Raw genomic sequence first — 23,361 nt, forward strand, 5'->3', positions numbered from 1 at the left:
GGGCAGGTTTCCTTCACAAAATAGGGCAGATCGGGCAAGAGGAATGGGACTACAACCTAGAGTCTTGGCTGCGGGAGCGCGGCGCAGTGAAACCCGAATCGCCCTCGTCCTCATCCGACAGATCCAGATTTTCATAACGGCTCGAGTCTTGCGAATCAGCAACCTGCACATCGATCACCGTGGGCTCGGGGAAAGAATTCGGGACAGGCCCCAGAGCAACAGACAACCCCTCGATTGCAGTGTTTGCCATAGACGCGCCCACACCCCAACCAACGACGGCACCAATACCAAAGGGAATGAGTCGTCCAACAGTGGATACTGCCGCAGACTTGAGAACCTTACGCTGCACCCACTTCATCATGAGCTTGTTAAAACGCTCAGCAGAGATCGTGCGGATATTGAGGAAAGAATCGCGGAACCACGACACCGCCTGCACACCGACTTGAAGCGAGATGACTTGAGCACCCTCTTGACCAGTCAGGGCAGCCAACACCAAGGCAGTTCTCTTAGCTGGATCCTTAATGTCAATGCCGTATAGGTGTGCCACCACCATGCAGTGGTGGGCGGCCTCGGACACGAAGGCAACGAGCTGAGCGCCGGAAGCACCAAAAGACACGGCAGTCCCGATCCCCGGCCATGCAGCGACACCACCGACAGCAGCAGACTCAACCGTAACTCGTTTCTTGAATCGCCGATTCTGAATCTGTACTAGCTGCTCAGGAGTAGCATCGGGGTACTTTGCCCGCAGCTTTTCCGCAGAACTGGCAGAAACGTTGTAGGGAACGTCTAAAGCCTTAGTCCAAGTGGTCGCAACAGGACCTGACTCGCTCATCTCAAGCCTCTCCGACTTCTTCAGAGGTGAAAGTCTTCGAATAGGGAACTTCGTGGGCAATGGTGTGGCCGATTGTGCAGTTGCGGTCAATGGCACCTTCCGCGCGGCGAATAAGGTCCTTGACTTCCTGCTCACTCAGGCCAGACAAATCTTGAACCATCTCGACCTCAAAAGACGTGAAACGGTCCTCCTCTTCGTTGTATTCTGCGGCAACGCCGATAAATTGCTCGAAATCTTCGCCCAGGCGATCCGTCATCCGCTTATCTGACGACATGGCATTACACCCGGCAATCGCCAATTTCATCAGGTCACCGGGAGAGAAACGACCGGGGCCGTCGCCGACGAGTACCTCAGCGCCGCGGCTATTGCGGGCGACGTATTTGCGAACGCCTTGGCGTTCGAGATAGGTCGATGGGCCAGTAGGGGCTGCATTGTGGGTTGAATCAGTCATGTCACCATTGTCCTTGCCAACTGCTTGACGCGCAGCATCAATCTGTCCGCTCAACGCGGAACCACTTCACCCTCTGAGGCCTGCCAACCACCTGGCTGCAAGGCCCGCCTCCGCTTCAACAACCGCTTCCGCGCGCGAAATAGCCTCTTTCTCAATTTTTGATCCGAAAAAGGGCACCTTCACCACGAAGTCGCCGCGAGCATCACGAACGCAGCCCTCATCAACGTCGGCCAGAGTCGACTCAAGTTTCACTTCAACCGGAGCCCCCTTGCACACCAGCGAGGTCGAGGCTTGCGCCCCTCCTTCCGTGCGAGTCCAACACTCCTTAAAAGTGAAGGTCACTCGGTCAGCCACCAACGCGCGGCCTGCCGCCGGAATGAGCTTCGGGTCAACCTCGCCGCGAACCTGCACGCATGTTCCCGTTACCTCGATATCCAAGGGACCCGCACAGGCTTTCGCGAAACGCGATTGAAGAAACTCCGCGTCCAATGACATGGCGATAACACCGTCAACGTCGGTGGGGTAGGTGACGCTCTGTCTGAACTTCATCGGGGCCTCGCTATCGTGGCGTAAGTGGTCGTCACTAGATTGTAGGTAACAGCACCCTCGTTTCTGGCCTCGCCGAAGAAGCGCGTCGAAGGCCACTAGACTTTGAGACATGAGAAGCCTGACCCAGCTCGCCGAAGAGGCATCGACGACTCCGCTGTCGGACAAAGACATCGAATGGCTCCATCTCCTCTTGGCAGATTGGCAGGTCCTTGCTGACTTGTCGGCAGCTGACCTCGTCTTGTGGCTGCCCACGGATGATGACCGGTTCATTGCAGCCGCCCACTGTAGGCCTGCCACTTCAACCACCGTCCATGCCGACGACATCATCGGACTACACCTTCCGGCCGCGCGCGAGATCGAACTACGGCGAGCCATCGCCACCGGACAGGTTGTGCGCGCATCAGCAGCCCGCTGGGCAGGAACCTATTCAATGATGGAAACCTGTATTCCCGTCAGCCACGACGGCAGAATCATCGCGGTTGTCACGCGAGAAGCCAATATCTCCTCACCCAGATTGGCATTGGGATCAGAAGGGTGGCCAGGGGTCGCTGCTGACACTCTGTGCCACATGATGGCCCGAGGTGAATATCCATACGACTCGACACCAACCGTTTCGGCCCATGGTGTTCCTCGCGTCCTCGACGGAGCGCTGATGATTGACCCGGATGGCAGAATCCTCCACACCACCCCTAACGCGGTGTCCTGCTTGCGTAGGCTAGGGATTCGCTCCCAGGTCACCGGCAAGATTCTGGCTCAGGAGATCATCGATGTCATCGGAGATGAAACCCTCATTGAAGAGTCCATGGCAGTAGTTGTGATGGGGCGAGCGTCGTGGCGCGTCGAAATTTCTGCACACGCCTCAACCGTCGTTGTCAGGGCCCTACCGTTGATCGATGGGCGCAAAAGACTCGGCGCTGTCATCTTGACGCGAGACGTTTCTGAAGTGCGACGCCACGAGCAAGAACTCATGACCAAAGATGCAACGATCCGCGAAATCCACCACCGAGTGAAGAACAATTTGCAAACAGTTTCGGCGCTGATACGTCTGCAGTCGCGCCGATCTGAAGAGGCCGCTGTCAAGCAAGCTCTAGCCGAGGCTGAGCGTCGCGTCCAAGCGATCGCAACAGTGCACGCAGCCTTGTCCCAAAATGTCGATGAGGCTGTTGATTTTGACGAGGTCGCGCGTACGGTGGTGCGAATGTCCGGCGCCGTTGCTTCTACCGATCATGCGGTTGAAGTGATCACCACCGGCAAGTTCGGGGTGATCCAAGCGGACCAAGCTCAGGCTCTTGCCACGGTTCTCAATGAGTTGGTTGCCAACTCTGTGGAACACGGTTTAGCAGATCGCGATGGTCGTATTGAGGTTCATGTTGAACGCCACGATGCCCAAATGACAGTGACGGTATCCGACGACGGTGCGGGTTTTGAACCGGGCACTCCCATGAGCGGTTTGGGAACACAAATTGTCCAACAAATGGTGCGAGGAGATCTGCGCGGCAAGATCCAATGGGATTTGCGCGAGGGCGGGGGAACTGTTGTGACAATCCACATCGACTTGGATTTGGTTGAACGCTAGGCGACGAAATTTGTCGCGAATAGAGCGTAGGTACTAACGGCTGAGGGAAACTTTTCCTCATGGGCGAGCAGCAAAATAAACAGTTGTGGGGATAGACCAGCGGCCTATCCCCACAACTGTTGAGACTATGTTCAAGAAGCGCGGCGAGCGCGGGCAGCGCGTCGTTTGAGCGAGCGTCGTTCTTCTTCGCTCATTCCGCCCCACACACCCGAATCCTGGTTGTTATCGATGGCCCATTGCAGGCAGATCGCTTCGACCGAGCAGCTGTGGCATACGGTCTTGGCTTCAGCTGCTTGAGCGATAGCCGGACCGGTGTTCCCGATGGGGAAGAACAGTTCGGGGTCAACACTCAAACAGGCAGCTTTGCTGCGCCAATCCATTTTTCCAGCTCCTTAGATCATGCGATGAAAATAACCAGCCCCGACGTCCAGGTCGTCCGGGCAACTGGACAAGTGTCAGATAAATAAAGCGCCCGGGCAAGAGTTGGACGGCACAGTTTCGCAAGATTCGTTGTGCAAGTCGTCACGTTACGATTCTTTTGTTGAAACCTCGCGTTTCCTGGGCATTCATATTCGCGAAATATTCTTTCAACATCCTGAAGAGAATGCGCCACGAGATTCGCATTAATCCCGTGAGTTTTGATGAATTATTCACGTCCTTATTCGCAAATTCTCTACGGCGTGCAACTCTCACCTGTTTAGTCACCCCAACAGACACTGCGCCCCTGAGAACTCATGCAAATCGAATACGGTCAGCCCAGCCGCGATCGACGAGCACCCCCGAAGACTCATCCCACTGCTCAGCCAGCAAAGAAAACGGTGAATTTCGTGCATTTTGCGTCAGAGAGCGCACAACATCAGAGCTTGGATCCAATGCAAGGACTCTGGCTGAAGACCACCTCTCAAACCTTGGCCACGCGCTCGAAGGCAAAATCTGTATTGACTCGAAAGGTGGCCACTCGAGTATCTGGCCAGTTCTACGCAGCATTGATTCACAGGCGGACGGTTCGTCGCTAATGATCACCCACGGTGACGGACCATCTGGTGTCCACTCAGCCCAGTGATCTCCGACGAGCACCTGAATACCAGCCGAACCGTCTTCGTGAGAACCGATGTCCCCGCGTCTACCTTTCGTCGCCCCAGTCCAGGTTGCCACATGCCAGTTTTCGTTACCTTGTCTGGACTGCGCACCATTCAGATCTGCATCCAACGTCGTCGGAACCGCAACAACTTTCCCGCCATCATCCGCGGTCTGCTTGAGCAAGAGCTCGTGGCGGCCACGAAGAACCGTCGTAGTTCCTGATAGTCCAGCCCTCCACGCCGATTCCAGACAATCTGGACGCAATAGTTCAGTGGATGCAGGAATGCGCCAACCTTGGGAACCAAAACGTCCCGGAGTTGCGCACACCAGGACAATTCCGGCGTTGCGAGCATCATCAAGGAAACTCGCCCACAGTCTTTCGCAGCGCGGATGCCCAATTTTTGCGGCTACGGCATCCAAAGTTGAATCGACATGATCGAGGGCGATCACGCTTGGTCCGTGCTGGCCAGCATGACTGAACAGACGGATGATGTCCGCGCTGGCAGTGGGCACTATTTGACTCACTGATTCAGGATTCGGACTCCACGAGCAGTGATGCAATGAAAGTCTCTTGGCCAGCGCAATACGTTGCGCGATTGCACTCACCCAAAGGCCCGCCTGCGTGGTCTCATAATCGGGCGTAGATATCCGAATCCATGCCCCATCCCAGAGCCACACACGATGGTGCCCTTCTTCAATTCCGTCGATTAATCCGAGCCGAATACCAGCCTCACCACATGTATCAATTCGTTTATCCTGTAGCTGTTCCTGCCAACCCCAGGCATCCAGGTCCAACCAGCTCAGATCCTGCCCGATTCTGGCAGGCCACAACTGCTGGCACGCCTTGGTGTACTGATCAGACTCAGCTTTGAGGTCTTCAATGAGGCGTTGCGGATCCTTCACCAGAGCGAATTGAATCTCACCGTGGTCAGCGATGATTGCGCGTCCGGGAATTTTTGGCAGTTGTGCGGCACTGGAATCTGCAACCATGTCAATTGAATCTGCGTCAGAAAGGCAACGCAGTGCTACTCGTAATTCCATATTCGCCCTCATCGAAGCTGTGATGGCACCGGCCGGGCGTTGCGTTGCTGCGATCAGATGTAACCCCAAAGAGCGCCCCTGAGCCGCCAGACGCAACAAAGTATCTAAAGCCTCGGGATGAGTATCAGCCAACAATCGGAACTCATCGATCACGATGAGAATCCGCGGTGGAGGCGCAGCCAGCGATGGATTCTCAACACGGGCACGTTGCCACGCACCCAAGTCTTGGAATCCCAACTCCATGAGGAGGGTCTCACGGCGCGAAAGAAGAGCTCCAATGCCTTTGAGTGCTCTATCTGTGGCAGTTGGATCTAGATCAGTGAGCACAGCTTCGACGTGTGCCAGACCAGAGAAACGATTAAAGGCCGCTCCTCCCTTGTAGTCGATGAGCACCAAACGAAGGGATTGAGGCGAATATGACTGACACATTGAAAGAAGCCACGTTGTTAAGGCTTCCGACTTTCCTGAACCTGTACATCCAGCAACTAAAGCGTGAGGCCCATCCCTGACCAGGTCCACGATGAGGGGGCCGTCCTCGTTAATGCCGACAATCGCAGCCAAACAATCCTCGCGGTCAATACCAGCCTGGACATTCATCTGGTGCCCTTGGAGATCCTCTAAATAGACGTGTTCGGCTATTCGATCTGTGGGCTCGTACCTAGAAGCGACCTGCCACCACCACAATGGGCTTACAGTGCGCCGGTGGGCGGTTAAAGCGAAGTCACACCACGTGGGTAACGATTCGAAAGTGGCAGAAACAGCAATATGAACCGCTTGCGAAGAGATGCGTCCGTTCGGACAGGCAAGACACTTTTCATGCGAGCACAGGTGGATGGGGCTACCGCCGCCTGCAAGAGTCCAGATCGATCCATCCTCACAGGTCACGGTGGCTCCTCGTAGGGCAACGGCGATCTGGGCAGCCAGCCACCGGGCTGATGAGGAAGCCTCGCAGCCTGCAAAACCTGGGTGCCGGCAATGCAACCCGGCCAACTTTTCGTCGTCTAAGGCTCCAGCGATGACGACTTTGGCAGTGCGGACGCCGGGACGACTCACCCAGAGCGGTAGTTGCTGAGCTTCTTTCACATCAGTGTGCTCGCGACTCAAAGATTCCAGTACGAGGGCGAGAAAAGCGCCGTCGGCCCGTAAGAATCGGCCTCGAATACGCCGAAGACCGTACACGACTAAAGCGACGAGGCCGATAGATATCGAAATCGCCACCAAGACCGCAGATCCCGACGGTAGGAGAGTCGCCAGACGCCACATCAGCAGAGCTGTCATCGATACGGCAGACAGAGTAAACAAGAGTTTTGAACGCTGCGCGCCCTTGGCTGGAGGGTGCCAGGTCAAGGATGTGGGGCGCTCGCGGACTTCGAATGTGTCTTCGCCGATATCAAAGCGTTGTCCTGGTCCCAGTTTAGTGCTTGTGCCCGGCCGAAGGCGCATTTTCCAGCCTCCGTATATATGAACCTTCACCGGATGGGTACTTATGGTTTCCAACTTGATCTCGCGACGATCCGGCAGCTGAGTGATTTTGGCATGGTTTCGCGACACTTGAGGGGCCGTGAGAGGAATTGTTCCTTGCCGGCCAAGTACGCCGTGAACCGGCACAATTGCACCAATGTCAGGGCCGCTGACGCATGCTAAATGCAGCGGTGAGCTCAGGGCTTCGTGAATGTGGGCGGATACGTCCATGGGCAACCTCCTGTGCCCAGAATGACTGTCGGCACCACACCAGTCACCTTGGCATCGGTGGGTTGTGGATGAACTCAAGGCGTTGCGCCCTGTGGACAAGCATCAGCTCCGCGCAATGCGACAATAGGACTATGACGCCCTCGGATGGAATATCACTCTTCGCGCCTCTTGACAACCGGGACCAGGCCCGGGCCAGGCACGCCGAATTGGCGGCCTTGATTGATCAGGCTCGCAGTGCCTACTACGACCGCGACGATCCGGCCCTGTCAGATGCAGAGTATGACCAGGCCTACCGTGAATTGGAATGGATCGAAAAAGAATTCCCTGAATTTGCGGGACCAGATTCGCCCACCATGTCGGTAGGGGGCACCGCCTCGCAGGCGTTCGCGCCTGTCCAACACCTTCAGCAAATGACCAGCCTGGACGATGTGTTTTCTCTCGAAGAACTTGCGCAGTGGAATCGCAGGGTTCACAACGATCTAGGTATGGATGAGCTTGCGATGACTGCGGAAGTCAAAGTCGATGGTTTGGCGGTGAATCTGCTTTACATTGACGGGTATCTGGAGCGGGCTGCAACTCGTGGCGACGGATACGTCGGCGAGGATGTGACGGCAAATGTCTCGACCATTTCATCTATTCCGCATGAGCTTGAAGGCCAGTCCTATCCGCACAGGATTGAGATCCGCGGTGAGGTGTATTTTCCAGTGGCTGACTTTGCCGAGCTCAATGTAGCGCGCGTCGAGGCGGGGGAGAGGCCATTCGTTAATCCTCGCAATGCCGCGGCCGGATCGCTGCGTCAAAAGGATCCGAAAGTGACTGCGTCGCGGCCTCTGGCGATGATTGCTCACGGAGTGGGTTTCGTCGAGGTGGATGGCCCCGAGTCGGTCTCGTTTTTTACTCCGCCCACGACCCAGCACGGCTGGTATGAACAACTCCAAGAATGGGGACTTCCGGTTTCGCCGTACACGGTCTTGGTTAACGGCCAAAAGGCCGTCGAGGAAGCGATTGCTCAGATTGGGCAAAAACGTCATTCTCTGGTGCATGAGATTGACGGAGTTGTCGTTAAGGTTAACGATTTGGCCCTCCAGCGCAGCCTCGGGTCAACATCGAGGGCGCCGCGTTGGGCGGCGGCGTATAAGTTCCCTCCAGAAGAGGTTCACACTCGGCTCTTGGACATCCGCGTACAGGTGGGGCGCACCGGACGCGTAACTCCATATGGCGTCATGGAGTCCGTGCTCGTTGCAGGTTCAAATGTCTCTCGGGCGACCTTGCACAATGCGCAAGAGGTTGCCCGAAAGGGAGTCCTCATCGGTGACCTGGTCGTTCTACGCAAGGCGGGTGACGTAATCCCAGAGATCGTTGCTCCTGTCGAGTCTGCCAGGAACGGCACAGAAAAGCCTTTTGTCATGCCGACGCAGTGTCCTTCGTGCGGTACGACTATCGTCGCTGAAAAAGATGGAGACGTGGATCTGCGATGCCCCAATAAGGCTGGTTGTCCCGCCCAGATCACTGAACGTCTCGCTTTCATCGGCGCTCGACAGGCCTTAGATGTTGAAGGTCTAGGTGATGAGTCCGCTTTGGCGCTGACACAACCCGAAGCCGCCCGTGATGAGGTAGCTGCAGCTCTGGTCGCGGGCCACGGTGTCATCCTGGAGGACGGCTCTCGTGTCGTCCTCGACGATGCGCAAGAACTCCCTCACGCCGAGCAGCTCAAAATCGCCGATTCTTTACTTCCTGATGCACAAGCTCCCGTTTTGACAACAGAGGGCGCTCTCTTTGAATTGACGGCGCCACTCTTGCGCGACGTTTTTGTGTGGCGCCCGGTTCGTGAGCGCGGTGAAAACACGGGCGACTGGATGCAGGTCCGGTATTTCTGGTCAAAAGCATACAAGATCAAAAAGACGGCGACGGGCGTCCAATCTGAAGCGATTGATACCACGCCCTCGAAGATTTTGACCGACATGCTCGCCGAACTTGAAAAAGCCAAGATGCAGCCTCTATGGAGGGTACTCAATGCCCTGTCGATTCGTCACGTCGGCCCCACAGCTGCGCAGGCGCTTGCCGGCGCCTTTGGTTCCATGCAGGCACTACAGGAGGCATCTGTTGACGACTTGTCGCAGGTTGATGGCGTTGGAACTGTGATTGCGCAGTCTTTGAGGGAATGGTTCGACGTCGCCTGGCATCGCGAACTCCTGGATAGGTGGGCCCAGGCAGGGGTGCGAATGGCAGATGAAAAGAGCCAGGACATTGAGCAAATCCTCGCCGGCTTAACGATTGTTCTCTCCGGCGCAATGCCAGGGTTTGACCGCGAGGGAGCCAAAGAAGCCATCACTGCCAGGGGAGGAAAGGCGGCGGGTTCCGTATCGAAGAAAACGAGCCTGGTGGTAGCCGGCCCGGGCGCCGGTTCAAAAGCAGCTAAAGCTGAGGCGCTTGGAGTGCCTCTGATTGACGAAACTCAATTCGCCGCCTTGCTGGAGGGAGGCCTGGAGGCTGTCGGCGTCGAATAGGAGGCCTAGCCGACTGAGGCCACACAGTGCGCGTGTCAGCACCTGTTCAGGCGTTTCTTTGCTGACAAGTTAATGGGGCCTACACGACCAATTCGAAGGGGCGCAGTAAGCGTTCCCCGATTTTGGTGAGCAGAGTTCGGTTCTGCCACTCTTGGATCGTCAGGCGCCGTGAGGTTGTCAGGTCATTGACAAAAATTTCTTCCATACGCTCTGCGAGGTCTTCGGAATAGAACTGTAGATTGACCTCGTGATTGCCGCGCATAGACAGCCGGTCGATGTTTGCCGTTCCAATGGTTGACCACTTACCATCAACGGTCATTGTCTTGGAGTGCACCATCGCGTGCTGGTATAGCCAAATTTCGATGCCCTCTCGCAGCAGTTCACCGAAGTAGGGGCGAGCCACCCAGTCAGCCATGATGTGGTTGGAGTACTCGGGGATGAGCACTTTGACTTTGACACCGCGCCGAGCAGCGGCTTTAAGTGCGGCTAGTAGCTCGCGGTCAGGAATGAAATAGGCGGTCGTGATGAGGATGTGGTCGGTGGCCCGTTCCATCGCGTCGATATACATGCCGCGGATTGGGTACAGCAGGCGATGAGGAACATTGAATGCCGCTGTGACGTCAGATGACCACTTGCGGGCCCCACGATCGGTAAGGCGTGGAGCGTTCTTTGGCCGGTAGTAGTTCCAAAAATCGACGAATCCGTTTTCGAGTTCCCATACTGCGTCTCCAGTGACTGCAACGTGGGTGTCACGCCATTCGTCGGCGAAGGGATCGCCGATGTTGTATCCGCCGACGAAGCCAATGTGTCCATCGACAACCAGAATCTTGCGATGATCTTGGCCGGTATTGCGGATATTGAAGGTGAAGAGGCCAGACCGAAGCGCTGGGAAGCGGCGCACATGCAGGCTGGGGATCTCAGGGAAACGGTAGAAACGAGGATCCTGGTTCAAGACGCCAAAGCCATCCCAGACACAGAACACATCAACTCCGCGGCGAGCTGCGGCCACGATTGCGTCTTTGAATCGTTGGCCCCACCCGTCTGAGCGCCAAATGTAGGTCTCAAAGAAAATGTAGTCCTCGGCATTGTGAATCGCGCTGAGCATGTCTGCGTAAAGGGAATGGCCGTCGGTATAGGTCCGAGCCATGCTCGAATCGATCTTTGTGTCCGCTGGGTCCAGAGTGGGGAAGTCCTTGCGTCCGCCAGGAATACGTTTCTTTCGCATGGAGTCCACGGCGTGGACGGCAATAACGGCTCCTACTTGGGCAACACCTAGCGCCAGAAGTGAACCTTTAACGATTCGTCGAGTCTGGTCGGTGAATTTGCGCCGAAAACTAAGAGCCATGCGCCCAGAATACGTTGCCCCGGCCTCGTTTGCGGTGCTGAAAACGGCATCTGTGTGGGAAGAGGTGGGAGGTGGTTGGCTGAGCCGGGTAGGATGCGAACCATGCCACGCATTAGTACTGAAGAGGTCGCCCGCGTTGCCGGGCTGGCCCATATTGCCCTCACCCCTGAGGAGATCGAGCGTTTCGCTGGGGAACTTGACGTCATTGCTGACTCGGTTGCCAAGGTGTCCGAGGTTGCGACTGACGAAATCCGAGCGACCTCGCATCCGATTCCTCTCACCAATGTCCTGCGCGAGGACGTTGTCACGTCGACTTTGGACCGTGACGAAGTTCTAGCTTGCGCACCGGCTGCCGAAGACGGAATGTTCAAGGTGCCGCAGATCCTGGGGGAGGAATGATGAAAGATCTTCTGACTAAAACCGCCCTTGAACTGGCTGACATGCTTGCGTCTGGCCAGATCACCTCGGTGGAGTTGACGCAGGCTTGCCTGGATCGCATCGATGCATTGAACCCGAAGATCAACGCGTTCTTGCATGTCGATCGCGAGGGCGCCTTGGCAACAGCGGCCGACGTTGATGCGCGGCGCGCTGCAGGCGAGAAACTTCATCGTCTTGCAGGTATCCCGATTGCGCTCAAAGACAATATGGTTGCCCGCGGCATGCCTACCACGTGCGCCTCGAAGATCCTTGAAGGTTGGTTGCCTCCCTACGATGCGACCATTGTTGTCAAGATTAAGGAAGCGGGTCTGCCCATTGTTGGCAAGACCAATATGGATGAGTTCGCAATGGGTTCGTCCACCGAACATTCGGCGTTTGGCCCGACTCTGAACCCCTGGGACGTCGAGCGAATTCCTGGTGGTTCAGGCGGCGGTTCTGCGGCTGCGGTTGCAGCCTTCATGGTGCCGCTCGCCCTCGGATCTGATACCGGCGGTTCTATTCGCCAGCCCGGCGCAGTGACCGGAACCGTTGGCGCCAAGCCCACGTACGGGGCTGTATCGCGCTACGGCCTCATTGCTATGGCGTCCTCCCTTGACCAGATTGGTCCCGTAACTCGAACAGTTGCAGACGCTGCAGCGTTGACCGAATTGGTCGGCGGCTTCGACCCCCTCGATTCAACGTCGCTCAATGAGCCGGTTCCCGCACTGACGCAAAGCGTTACTGAGGTCGCCCAAGCTAAGTCCATTGAGGGCCTGCGAGTGGGCGTCGTCAAGCAGTTGACGGGGGATGGCTACCAGGACGACGTACTGGCTGCCTTTAACGACACCGTGGATCAGCTGCGCGAAGCCGGAGCTGAGGTTGTGGAAGTGTCCTGCCCGAGCTTCGACTACGCTCTGGCCGCTTACTACCTCATCATGCCTGCTGAGGTGTCCTCCAACTTGGCCCGCTTCGACGGTATGCGCTACGGCATTCGAGTCGAACCTACCGAAGGGCCCGTGACCGCAGCCTCCGTTATGGCAGCAACGCGTGAGGCTGGTTTTGGTGATGAAGTTAAGCGCCGCATCATCCTGGGCACTCATGTCCTTTCTGCCGGATACTTTGATGCCTACTACGGTTCGGCTCAAAAGGTTCGCACCTTAATCCAAGACGATTTTGCTCGCGTTTTTGAGCAGGTGGACGTCCTCGTGTCTCCGACGGCGCCAACAACCGCTTTCAAGTTCGGCGACAAGATCGACGATCCGATGGCCATGTATCTCAACGACGTGGCCACAATTCCGGCAAACTTGGCTGGCGTGCCGGCAATGAGCGTGCCTAACGGTTTGGATTCGCAAGGTTTGCCCGTCGGATTCCAGATCATCGCACCGGCTCATGCCGATCAGAAGATGTACGAGGTCGCTCAGCTTGTTGAATCGCTGAGTGATGACATTGCCGGAGCATGCCCGGCTGCACAGTGGGAGGAGAAGTGATGAGCGAACTCATGAATTACGACGAGGTCGTCAAGAACTTCGACCCCGTCCTCGGTATTGAGGTCCACGTCGAGCTTGGTACCAAAACCAAAATGTTTGACGCTGCCCCCAATGAATTCGGAGGCGAACCCAACACCTTCGTCACTCCCGTGTCGCTGGGGTTGCCCGGTTCTTTGCCTGTCGTCAACCGTACGGCCGTTGAATACGCCATCAAGATTGGCTTGGCCCTCAACTGTGAGATCGCCGAATACTGCCGTTTTGCACGAAAGAACTACTTCTACCCGGACCTGACTAAGGCCTTCCAGACTTCCCAGTCGGATGAGCCGATTGCAGCCAATGGCTACGTTGATGTTGAGCTCGAAGACGGCTCCATGTTCCGCGTAGAAATTGAGCGCGCGCACATGGAAGAAGACGCCGGTAAGAATACTCACATTGGTGGTGCGGATGGCCGCATCCAGGGAGCCGACTACTCCCTGGTCGATTACAACCGCGCGGGCGTGCCCTTGGTTGAGATCGTCACCCGTCCCATCGAGGGAGCAGGGGAGCGTGCCCCCGAGGTTGCCGCAGCCTACGTCAAGGCGCTGCGAGACATCTTCCGCGCCCTGGGAGTATCCGAGGCCCGTATGGAGCGGGGCAACGTGCGCGCCGACATTAACGTGTCGCTTCGCCCGACCCCCGAGTCGCCTTTGGGGACGCGCACCGAAACGAAGAACGTCAACTCTTTCCGCGGCATTTCTTCGGCAGTGAAGTTCGAAATGCAACGCCAGGGTGCGATCTTGGCTGGTGGAGGTTCTATCGTCCAGGAAACTCGCCACTATCACGCAGAAGATGGCACGACCTCTTCGGGCCGTGAAAAGTCCGATGCAGAGGACTACAGGTACTTCCCCGAACCCGACCTGGTTCCTGTTGCGCCCTCGCGCGAATGGGTCGACGAGATCCGCGCATCCTTGCCGGAGTTGCCGGTGGCCAAGCGTCGCCGTCTGCGTGAAGAGTGGGGATATTCGGATATGGAAATGCGCGACGTTATTAACGCCGACGCCTTGGAAATTATCGAGGCAACGGTGGCTGCTGGTACGGATGCTGCCTCAGCCCGTAAGTGGTGGATGGGCGAGCTATCACGCAAAGCCAAAGAGAATGAGGTTGGACTGGCTCAGATGCCGGTAACTCCAGCCCAAATCGCTGAACTGCAGTCGCTGGTAGATAGCGGCAAGATCAACGACAAGTTGGCTCGCCAGGTGCTTGAAGGTGTTTTGGCTGGTGAGGGTTCGCCGACTGAGGTTGTCGCTGCTCGCGGCCTTGAGGTTGTTTCCGATGACGGTGCTCTGACGGTAGCAGTCAAAGAAGCCCTCGATGCCAATCCTGACATTGTTGAAAAGATCAAGGGAGGCAAGGTCCAGGCAGCCGGCGCCCTCGTTGGTGCAGTTATGAAGACGACGCGTGGGCAGGCCGATGCTGCTCGCGTGCGCGAACTCATCATGGCGATGGTGGGAGCCTGATCTGCTCTTAAACATCTAAGCGGTCCGGTGATCCTGGAATACCAGGACCCGGGCCGCCGACGCATTTAAAGCGCAATTGCTACCTATTTGCGCCTTGCGAAGAGCTAGCTCAGTGCGTGTTGTGAAGCTCCGGTCATCGCCGCAATGACGTCCTCGTAGCTGGCTTGAGCCGCATCGAAGATGCCATTGATCCGTCCGTGGCGCAGCACCACGATTCGGTCTGCCACTGCGCGGACGTCGGTTAAATTGTGGCTGATAAAAATTACGCCCATGCCTAGGTCGCGTAACCTGGAAATATGGGTTAAAACTTCTGCAGTTTGCGCGACTGACAATGACGCCGTTGGTTCATCGAGTAGAACAATTCGAGGATCTGCAACGAGTGTTCGTGCAATAGCAACGCACTGACGCTGGCCAGCGGAGAGGTCGTGTAGCGGGGTGTGAACGTCTGGAATCCGGCTGCGTAAAGTGTCGAGATATGTGCGCGCGCTGCGTTCCATGAGTCGCTCGTCGAGTAGGCGCGTGCCTTCGTAGATTTCGCGTCCAAGAAAAATGTTGGCGGTCACGTCCAGGTTGTCGCATAGCGCAAGTTCTTGGAAGACTGTGGCGATGCCTAAGTCAAAGGCTGCACGTGTGGAGGGGATGGCCACGGGATGCCCGTCAATGAGGATTCTGCCCTCGGTGGGTTGGTGAACCCCAGCAAGCATGCGTGCGATTGTGGACTTTCCTGCCGCGTTATCGCCGACGAGGGCGACGACTTCGTGTCGATGCAAGTCCAGGTTGACATCGACGACGGCTTCAACGCCTCCGAAGTTCTTTGTTACGCCCTCAAGCCGCAGGAGTGGAGCGGGGGTGTTCGGCATCGGTTTCTCCTGTCTTGGACGATGGGCGGGGAGTTTGAGATTGGCTGGCGTCACGAGCCAGTGCGAGGGCGCCGAGAACTTCAGCACGCCCAGCCAAACTGGTTGTCATGACGGTGACATCATCTAGATATGGCCTGCGTTTGAGGGCTTCTTGAACGGGGGTGAGCAGGAGGTCGTCGGTGAGCGCAAGTTCTCCTCCAAGGACGATATGAGTGGGGGCGTGCATGACGGCCAGATTGCCTAAAACCTTGCCGATCGTTGATCCAGCATCGGCCAGTACTTGGCGGCAACCGGCATCTCCGGTGCGAGCAGCGTTGACGAGGTCGGACAGGGTGTTGACATTGTGGTTGAGGCGCAGTGGTTCAAGGAGGGCGTCGATGCCGACGACTGTTTTGAGGCAGCCCCGACCTCCACACTGACAAATCAGGCCTTGCGGATCGACCTGGACATGCCCAATTTCCCCAGCTCGTCCTCGGTGTCCTCGGTGGACGCGTCCCCCTGCAAGAAGACCGGCACCCACAGAATGTGACATGTGCAGGTAAATTGCGTCTTCTACGCCACGCAGATTTCCGTATCGTGACTCTCCGATGAGGCCTGCGTTCGCGTCATTATCGACGAGGACGGGTACCTGGAGGCGTCGTTGAAGTGTTGCTTGAATAGAAACTTCATCCCAACCTCCGTGCTGGCTTTGGATGCTCGATAGTTCGCCCGTTTTCCCATTAACGGGTGCTGGGAGGCACACGCCGACCGCGTGGACGTCTGTGAGGGATGAACCGACTTCTTCGGTCAGCTCCATAACGAGCAGTGCTGCCCGATCCAGTGTGGTGTCGACCCGATGGTCCTGTGGCAGGGGGAGGAGTTGATCGGCGTGAACATCTCCTGACTCATCTGACACTTCGATGGTCATGTGTCGTCTGCCAATGTGAATGCCGACGGCTAGGCCCGAGGATGAGGCCATTGAGATTAAGTGTGCTCGCCGTCCTGAACGCACGGTGGTAGCAATGCGTACGACATTGTTGGCAACCAATTGCTTGACGATGTTGGACACCGTTGCCGAGGACAGGCCTGTGGCTGTCGCGAGTTCAACCTGGGTAATTTGCCCGTATTTCTTGACGTTTTCGATGATCCGGGCAGCGTTCGCTTCACGCAAAGAGGATTGTGATCCCGGAGCGGTGTACGTCGAGCCCATATGTTCACGTTATCAGGGTGAACACGCCATTCACGTTTAATGCGGCCGTCGACAAGCATATGGGTTGAGTTTCGAGACGTAACGATTAGATCACGGTTGAGTTTAAGACATTATCTCAATCGGGAAATGCCTCTAGTGTGAACGCAGGCACGGGCATAGGCGCCCAGGTCCCGAATCGAAAGAAAGGGAGGAGCCATGACTGACACAGACGTCATTCTTGAAATGAGTCATATCGTCAAGGAATTCCCAGGTGTACGCGCCCTCGATGATGTGACAATGCGTGTTCGTAGAGGAGACATCCACGCCATCTGTGGAGAAAACGGCGCTGGCAAGTCAACCCTCATGAAGGTGCTCTCAGGAGTCCACCCCCACGGTAGCTATGACGGCAAAATACTTTTCGAGGGCAAAGAATGTGCCTTCAACGGGATCAAAGCCTCCGAACGCGCCGGCATCGTCATCATCCACCAAGAACTAGCGCTCATTCCTGAACTCTCCATCGCCGAGAACATTTTCCTCGGATCAGAAATCACCCGAGCAGGGCTCATCGATTGGCAGGAAGCCCAGACGCGTTCGATCGACCTCCTTGCCAGAGTCGGACTCGAAATTGATCCGAAGACACCGATTAAGAACCTGGGTGTTGGCCAGCAGCAGTTGGTCGAAATTGCCAAGGCCCTATCTAAGGACGTCAAGCTCCTCATTCTTGACGAGCCGACCTCTGCTCTCAACGAGGAAGATTCTCAAAACCTCCTCAACCTCATGCTTGGGCTCAAATCCAAAGGCATCACCTGTTTGATGATCTCCCACAAACTTAACGAGATCGCCCAGGTGTCCGATGCAGTTACGGTCATCCGTGACGGAAAGACCGTGGAAACATACGACGTCATTGCAGGTGAAGTTGATGAGGACCGCATTATCCGAGCAATGGTTGGCCGCTCAATCGAAAATCGATACCCCGAACGTAACGCCAACATTTCTGACGTCCTCATGCGCGTACGCAACTGGACCGTCGAATCGGAACTTGTCCCCGGACGGCTCCTCGCAAAGAACGCCTCCTTCGAAGTACACAGAGGCGAGGTTGTTGGTTTCGCGGGTCTCATGGGAGCGGGACGAACTGAACTCGCCCGCTCCATTTTCGGTCGATCTTTTGGACGATACCTGGGCGGAACCCTCGAACTTGACGGAGAAGAACTTGAACTCACGTCGGTTTCTCAGGCAATTTCAAAGGGCATTGCTTATGTGCCCGAAGACCGCAAGCAACTCGGACTCAACCTCCTAGACTCCATTCAATCCACAATCGTTTCGGCCAATCTCGGAGACATCGTCTCGGGAGGTCTGCTCGACCTCGACAAAGAAACAAACGTGGCCGAACGCTTCCGCAATGACCTACGCATTAAGACACCATCGGTTCACACCGGAGTCGTCACCCTGTCGGGTGGAAACCAGCAAAAGGTCGTCCTCGCCAAGTGGATGTATCCCGATCCCAAGGTGCTCATCCTTGACGAGCCCACTCGAGGTATCGACGTGGGTGCGAAGTACGAGATCTACAAGCTCATTCATGCCCTTGCCGATCAGGGGCGTGGCGTCATCGTTATTTCTTCCGAGTTGCCCGAGATCCTGGGCATCTGCGATCGGATCTACACCATTTGCGAGGGCGAAATTACAGGTGTCGTTGATTCCGCCCAAGCAGACCAGGAATCGTTGATGAGACGAATGACCACTTCCAGCCGCACCCGCGACGACGTCCAATAAGCCAGTTCCAACGCACAGTCCACAAGGAGACTTCCGTATCATGAAATCCTTTAAGCAGGTCTTCGGGGGCAACCTCCAGCAGTATACGATGGTGCTGGCCCTCATCGCACTCGTCCTTGCCTTCCAGGTCATCTCGGACGGGCGCATGCTCACGTCATCAAACTTCCAGAACCTCGTATCTGGCAACGCCTACGTTCTCATCCTCGCCATCGGCATGGTCATGGTCATTGTTATCGGCCAGATCGACCTCTCCGTCGGTTCAGTGGCAGGCTTCGTCGGAATGATCATGGCTCTGACTATTAGAGACATCGGTCTGCCGTGGTGGCTTGCTCTCGTTGTTGGCCTCCTCATGGGCATTGCGATTGGAGCGTGGCACGGATTCTGGCTGGCAAAAGTTGGGATTCCCGGCTTCATCACAACGCTTGCTGGCATGATGATTTTCCGAGGCGCCGTGATTTGGGCATCCAACTCCATTTCTGTCCCCGTGCCCGATGAGTTCAAGTTCCTTGGTGCCGGATACCTGCCCGAATGGGGTCCAGCCTGGACTCAGTTGAACAACTCGACGCTTCTTCTGGGCCTCGCGGCCATCGCGTGGTTCGTGTGGTCTGAATTCCGTCGTCGTAATCGCGCAGTACGCAATGGTGGGGAAATGCCCCTGTGGGTGCCGATTGTGCGCTCGGTTCTCGTCTCTGTTGTCATCGCCTACCTGACCTACCTTTTTGGCCACGGCCGTCCCGGAACTTCCTTCCCCGTTCCCGGTCTCATCCTGGTGGTTCTCGTGATCATCTACCACGTCATTACTCAGCGCACCAGATTCGGGCGCCATATCTACGCAGTCGGCGGCAATAAAGCAGCGGCGGCTCTGTCTGGTGTGAACACCTCACGCACCTACTTCCTCGTCATGGTCAATATGTCCTTCCTTGCAGCCCTTGCGGGAATCCTCTTTGTGGGCCGATCAACCTCCGCAGGTCCCTCGGATGGAACCATGTGGGAACTTGATGCCATCGCCGCAGTCTTCATCGGCGGCGCCGCTGTATCGGGCGGTATCGGCACGGTTGTCGGCTCAATGGTTGGCGGCCTCGTCATGGCTGTTCTCAATAACGGCCTGATGCTCATGGGAGTCGGAGCTGACAAGACCCAGGTGATTAAAGGCCTCGTGCTGCTCGCTGCTGTCGCGTTCGACGTCTACAACAAGCAGCAGGGCAAACCGTCCATCATCGGTCACCTGTCGAAAGGTGCGAAAACGCAAAAAGCTGAGGACGCCCAGAAAAACAGCTGAAGCAAGACTTCACTCCATTCGTGCAACGAGGCGCGAAAACCATCGGGCACCAGCCCATCCATGTAGGACGAAACATAAACACAGATCCTGGTCAATGACCTGGAGCACGTCGAAAGGAAAACCAATGAAGAGGAAACTCACCGGCCTTCTGGCTGCGGCTGCTGCAGCTACCGTGGTCCTCACCGCATGCTCAGGCGGTGGCCGCGAAGGTACCACAGAGACTCCATCTAGCGGTGACAGCACGACCACGGCTACTGCCGGTTTCGATGCCGACGCAACTATTGGCGTGGCCCTTCCTTGGTTGGGTACGCAGAACTGGAAGGAGGCCGAGACGATGTTCAACGATCAGTTGACTGAAGCCGGCTTCACTCCGCTGATCCAGTCAGCCGATCAGAAGGTGCCTCAGCAGCAACAGCAAATCGAAGCAATGATCGAACAGGGTGCGAAAGTGATCGTCGTCGGGCCCGTTGATGGTACTCAACTGGGTTCCGTGCTGGATAAAGCCAAAGAAGCTGGGGTCGCGGTGATCGGCTACGACCGCCTCATTGAAAACACTGCTTCTGTTGATGCCGTCGTTCAGTTCGGCTCCGTTCGTACCGGCGAACTTCAGGGGCAAGCACTGCTTGATGGTCTGGCTGAACTTAAAGGCGAAGGCCCGTACAACATCGAACTCTTTGGCGGTGGTCCGGCCGATCCAAATGCGCCTAATTTCTTCACAGGCGCAATGAAGGTCCTTCAGCCCAAGATTGATGATGGCACGCTTGTCGTTGTTTCGGGCCAGACCGACTTCACCCAGGCAGCAACTCCCGACTGGGACAACGCCAAGGCTCAGTCTCGTATGGACTCCCTGCTGTCAGGCTTCTACGCTGACAAGCCGATCCATGGTGTGCTGTCGCCCAACGATGGTATTGCGCGCGCGATCTTGACATCTTCTGAGCAGGCAGGGCAGGAACTTCCTGTTGTTTCCGGCCTCGACGCTGAAAACGAATCGATTGTGGCGATCTCGGAAGGTCGTCAGTACTCGACCGTTGCCAAGCCCACGCAGGACCTGGTTGCCAAGACTGTTGAGCTCATCAAGGCCCTTCAAGCAGGCGAAGAACTGCCCGCTGCCACTGAGACCGCCAACAACGGAAAGGTGGATGTGTCGATCTACGCCCTCGATCCTGTGGTCGTCACCGAGAAGAACCTCAAAGACGTCTTCGCTAACGACCCTGATCGCTTGGCTTTGATCAAATGACCGCAGACAAAAGTAGGCGTCACAAATGAACTCAATCCGAAGTACTACTGGCCCAATTGTTGCTGGCGTCAGTGATGACCCGGATGAGTTCTGAAGAGCCTTTCGCCCGCCTGGCTTCGGCCAGGCGGGCGAAACTTTGATCCCCACTAGTGCAAGGACCGACAGGCATTTCATCTCGGACTGGGTCTAGCTCTGTCGCTTACCGGACTTTCGTCCGGGTGTTGAGCACTATGAGACTAATTCGGGTACATAGAGGAAGATATAAGAGTCTCCAGAAGCTGGGGCTTGAGTCCCAATCGAACAAGGACAGCACATGCGTACTTCCCCTTCATACACCGCCTCCTACCGCGTCACCGTTGACGAGTCGAAGACGAAGATCGCCGAAGTCGTTGATGCTGTCGGTAAGACCGGGGCCGAGGTGAGGGGATTCGACGTTGCGGATTCTGATCGCGGCCAGCTCGTTATCGACCTCACCTGCAATATGGCCTCATCTGAGCATCGCCGAGAGGTCCGCTCTGCGTTGTGTGACTTGCCGGGAGTGAGTGTCTCTTCAGTCGCCGACCGAACCTTTATGGCACACGTGGGTGGTAAACTCGAAGTCGCCGCAAAAATGCCGGTCCGTAATCGTGATGATCTTTCCCGCGTGTACACCCCCGGTGTGGCCCGTGTCTGCACGGCCATCCATGACCAGCCGCTCAAGGCTCACATGCTGACAATGAAAGCCAATTCGGTGGCTGTTGTCTCCGACGGTACCGCAGTCCTCGGATTGGGCGACATTGGCCCCGAAGCTGCTCTGCCTGTCATGGAAGGCAAAGCCGTCCTCTTTAAGGAATTTGGCGGCGTCGACGCCTGGCCGGTCGTCCTCGATACGAAGGACACGGAAGAAATCATCTCGATTGTCAAGGCGATTGCGCCCGCTTACGGCGGCATCAACCTTGAAGACATCTCAGCGCCTCGGTGCTTTGAAATTGAAGCCCGTCTTCGCGAGGAACTCGACATCCCCGTCTTCCACGATGACCAGCACGGCACCGCCATCGTCGTCCTGGCCGCACTCATCAACGCCCTCAAACTCGTTGGTAAGAAGATTGAGGATGTGCGCATTGTCGTGTCCGGTGTGGGAGCAGCGGGCAACGCCATCATTCACCTACTTCTTGCCCAGGGAGCCAAGGACATCGTGGGCTACGGCCGTACAGGTGCTTTGGCAGCGGACGATACCGAAGGCATGCACCCGTCACGCAAGGCTCTTGCGGAAGCCACCAACCCGCGACTGGTTCATGGCACCTTGCAGGAGGGCCTCAAGGATGCGGATGTCTTTATTGGCGTATCGCAGGGCAATATCTTGACGGGCGCAGACATTGCCACAATGGCCGATGATGCGATCGTCTTCGCTCTGGCCAACCCGACTCCGGAGGTGGATCCCATCGAGGCCGCTGAGCATGCTGCCATCGTTGCTACCGGACGCTCTGACTTCGCGAATCAGATCAATAACGTCTTGGCGTTCCCTGGACTCTTCCGCGGTCTTCTCGATGCGAAGGTTTCTGAAATCACCACCGAGCTTTTGCGAGTAGCGTCGGTTGCTATCGCCGAAGTTATTTCCGAGGACGAACTGTCCGCGAACTACATCATCCCCGGCGTCTTTGATGAGCGGGTAGCGCCCGCGGTCTCACGTGAGGTGCGTAAGGCTGTCCGCGACCTGCCGACCATCCAGATCCCTGATCAGGAGGGTGTGCAACTTTCACGGTGACTCGGTGCTCAATGCTGACTAGCTGTGTTCGGGCGGCTCTGTCCTCTTAACGAGGGCGGGGCCGCCTTCGTCTTGCGGGCTTTGCACATCGGGGTGAAGGATTCGCAGTGCGTGGCTAAAGCTGCAGTTCCGGGTAGAAATGCTTTTGGGAGTAAAAGTGCACTTCCGACGTGGCGTGAGCAACGATTTTTGGCGAAATCATGGAGACCTGCCTCTCATTGCGGGGCTGAATTGGTGACGTGGTGCATGAAAATAGCCGCTTCAGGCACAGTGCGAAACATGTAATAGCTGAGAAAACGTTGCTATTTCAACGAAATGCAAAGAGTGGAGTGCGAGGCGAGGGCGATTTGACGGTTTGTTGGTGGGTCGTTAATGTATTCCTCGTTGCGCCGAACGGCAGCGATGATTCTGAGTGGAGATTCGTGGGAACTTGGCGTGGGCGTCTTCCTTCGTGGTGAACCTTTTGGGGTTTGTTGTGTTGTGTTGGTGTTGTTTGTGAACTCGATAGTGTGTTTGTTTGTTTTTATGCCTGTTTTTTGTTTTTGAGTTGTTTTTTGGTTGGGATTTTCCTGGGCTGGCTTTTTTGGTTGGTTTGGGGTTTTCTGAATTTTTTTTGTTTGGAGAGTTTGATCCTGGCTCAGGACGAACGCTGGCGGCGTGCTTAACACATGCAAGTCGAACGATGATGCGGTGCTTGCACCGTGGATTAGTGGCGAACGGGTGAGTAACACGTGAGTAACCTGCCCTCTTCTTTGGGATAACGGTCGGAAACGGCTGCTAATACTGGATATTCACTTGCCTTCGCATGGGGGTGGGTGGAAAGGTTTTTT

17 protein-coding genes and 1 rRNA gene are annotated in these 23,361 nt (G+C 56.3%); 10 read left to right on the plus strand and 8 right to left on the minus strand.

Going from position 1 to position 23,361, the window contains the following annotated elements; all coding sequences use genetic code 11:
- Window positions 1-49 precede the first annotated feature (49 nt).
- From G439_RS11730 to G439_RS0108760, 3 genes are all read right to left on the minus strand, one after another.
- Window positions 50-832 carry a hypothetical protein gene (locus tag G439_RS11730; protein WP_022868808.1) on the minus strand — a complete coding sequence of 261 codons (783 nt, stop codon included), beginning with the start codon at window positions 830-832 and terminating at the stop codon, window positions 50-52.
- 1 nt (window position 833) lies between these two features.
- Window positions 834-1,283 carry an OsmC family protein gene (locus G439_RS0108755; protein ID WP_026459565.1) on the minus strand — a complete coding sequence of 150 codons (450 nt, stop codon included), beginning with the start codon at window positions 1,281-1,283 and terminating at the stop codon, window positions 834-836.
- A 66-nt stretch (window positions 1,284-1,349) separates the two neighbouring features.
- Window positions 1,350-1,832: a DUF2505 domain-containing protein gene (locus G439_RS0108760; RefSeq protein ID WP_022868810.1), complete on the minus strand. Its 483-nt coding sequence runs from the start codon at window positions 1,830-1,832 to the stop codon at window positions 1,350-1,352.
- A gap of 109 nt (window positions 1,833-1,941) precedes the next feature.
- Here G439_RS0108760 and G439_RS0108765 point away from each other — a divergent pair, with 109 nt between their 5' ends.
- A complete protein-coding gene (locus tag G439_RS0108765) occupies window positions 1,942-3,408 on the plus strand; it encodes a sensor histidine kinase (protein WP_022868811.1) in 1,467 nt (488 codons plus the stop codon).
- A gap of 131 nt (window positions 3,409-3,539) precedes the next feature.
- Here G439_RS0108765 and G439_RS0108770 read toward each other — a convergent pair whose 3' ends face one another.
- Complete coding sequence (locus G439_RS0108770) at window positions 3,540-3,788, minus strand: WhiB family transcriptional regulator (protein WP_022868812.1); 249 nt, start codon at window positions 3,786-3,788, stop codon at window positions 3,540-3,542.
- A gap of 352 nt (window positions 3,789-4,140) precedes the next feature.
- The gene (locus G439_RS0108775) at window positions 4,141-6,972 is read right to left on the minus strand and encodes an FtsK/SpoIIIE domain-containing protein (RefSeq protein WP_165544535.1); all 2,832 of its coding nucleotides are present in this window, start codon (window positions 6,970-6,972) and stop codon (window positions 4,141-4,143) included.
- A gap of 380 nt (window positions 6,973-7,352) precedes the next feature.
- Between G439_RS0108775 and ligA the strand changes: the two genes are divergently transcribed.
- Window positions 7,353-9,728 carry an NAD-dependent DNA ligase LigA gene (gene ligA, locus G439_RS0108780; RefSeq protein WP_022868814.1) on the plus strand — a complete coding sequence of 792 codons (2,376 nt, stop codon included), beginning with the start codon at window positions 7,353-7,355 and terminating at the stop codon, window positions 9,726-9,728.
- A gap of 79 nt (window positions 9,729-9,807) precedes the next feature.
- Here ligA and G439_RS0108785 read toward each other — a convergent pair whose 3' ends face one another.
- On the minus strand, window positions 9,808-11,073 hold the full coding sequence (locus G439_RS0108785) for a phospholipase D-like domain-containing protein (RefSeq protein WP_022868815.1): 1,266 nt from the start codon (window positions 11,071-11,073) through the stop codon (window positions 9,808-9,810).
- A gap of 102 nt (window positions 11,074-11,175) precedes the next feature.
- Here G439_RS0108785 and gatC point away from each other — a divergent pair, with 102 nt between their 5' ends.
- From gatC to gatB, 3 genes are read left to right on the plus strand one after another with little or no spacing between them, the layout of a single operon-like run.
- Window positions 11,176-11,472: an Asp-tRNA(Asn)/Glu-tRNA(Gln) amidotransferase subunit GatC gene (gene gatC, locus G439_RS0108790; RefSeq protein WP_022868816.1), complete on the plus strand. Its 297-nt coding sequence runs from the start codon at window positions 11,176-11,178 to the stop codon at window positions 11,470-11,472.
- Window positions 11,472-12,977, plus strand: a complete 1,506-nt coding sequence (gatA, locus tag G439_RS0108795) for an Asp-tRNA(Asn)/Glu-tRNA(Gln) amidotransferase subunit GatA (protein ID WP_022868817.1) — start codon at window positions 11,472-11,474, stop codon at window positions 12,975-12,977. The genes gatC and gatA overlap by 1 nt, the downstream gene beginning before the upstream one ends.
- Window positions 12,977-14,473: an Asp-tRNA(Asn)/Glu-tRNA(Gln) amidotransferase subunit GatB gene (gene gatB / locus G439_RS0108800; protein ID WP_022868818.1), complete on the plus strand. Its 1,497-nt coding sequence runs from the start codon at window positions 12,977-12,979 to the stop codon at window positions 14,471-14,473. The genes gatA and gatB overlap by 1 nt, the downstream gene beginning before the upstream one ends.
- Before the next feature lie 104 nt (window positions 14,474-14,577).
- On the opposite strand, the gene G439_RS0108805 is transcribed toward gatB, so the two are convergent.
- Both G439_RS0108805 and G439_RS0108810 read right to left on the minus strand, forming a co-directional pair.
- On the minus strand, window positions 14,578-15,333 hold the full coding sequence (locus G439_RS0108805) for an ATP-binding cassette domain-containing protein (protein WP_022868819.1): 756 nt from the start codon (window positions 15,331-15,333) through the stop codon (window positions 14,578-14,580).
- Window positions 15,299-16,522 carry an ROK family transcriptional regulator gene (locus G439_RS0108810; RefSeq protein WP_022868820.1) on the minus strand — a complete coding sequence of 408 codons (1,224 nt, stop codon included), beginning with the start codon at window positions 16,520-16,522 and terminating at the stop codon, window positions 15,299-15,301. The genes G439_RS0108805 and G439_RS0108810 overlap by 35 nt, the downstream gene beginning before the upstream one ends.
- Window positions 16,523-16,717: 195 nt before the next feature.
- Between G439_RS0108810 and G439_RS0108815 the strand changes: the two genes are divergently transcribed.
- From G439_RS0108815 to G439_RS0108835, 5 genes are all read left to right on the plus strand, one after another.
- Window positions 16,718-18,271 (plus strand): sugar ABC transporter ATP-binding protein, encoded by a 1,554-nt coding sequence (locus tag G439_RS0108815; RefSeq protein WP_022868821.1) that lies wholly within the window; start codon window positions 16,718-16,720, stop codon window positions 18,269-18,271.
- A gap of 40 nt (window positions 18,272-18,311) precedes the next feature.
- Window positions 18,312-19,550 carry a multiple monosaccharide ABC transporter permease gene (gene mmsB / locus G439_RS11735; RefSeq protein WP_022868822.1) on the plus strand — a complete coding sequence of 413 codons (1,239 nt, stop codon included), beginning with the start codon at window positions 18,312-18,314 and terminating at the stop codon, window positions 19,548-19,550.
- A 124-nt stretch (window positions 19,551-19,674) separates the two neighbouring features.
- Window positions 19,675-20,787 carry a substrate-binding domain-containing protein gene (locus G439_RS0108825; protein WP_022868823.1) on the plus strand — a complete coding sequence of 371 codons (1,113 nt, stop codon included), beginning with the start codon at window positions 19,675-19,677 and terminating at the stop codon, window positions 20,785-20,787.
- Between the two features lie 313 nt (window positions 20,788-21,100).
- On the plus strand, window positions 21,101-22,531 hold the full coding sequence (locus G439_RS0108830) for an NAD-dependent malic enzyme (RefSeq protein ID WP_022868824.1): 1,431 nt from the start codon (window positions 21,101-21,103) through the stop codon (window positions 22,529-22,531).
- A 614-nt stretch (window positions 22,532-23,145) separates the two neighbouring features.
- Window positions 23,146-23,361: ribosomal RNA gene (locus tag G439_RS0108835) — 16S ribosomal RNA — on the plus strand; the annotation flags it as partial.

The sequence above is a fragment of the Schaalia vaccimaxillae DSM 15804 genome (genome assembly GCF_000420425.1).
Classification (GTDB): Bacteria; Actinomycetota; Actinomycetes; order Actinomycetales; family Actinomycetaceae; genus Pauljensenia; species Pauljensenia vaccimaxillae.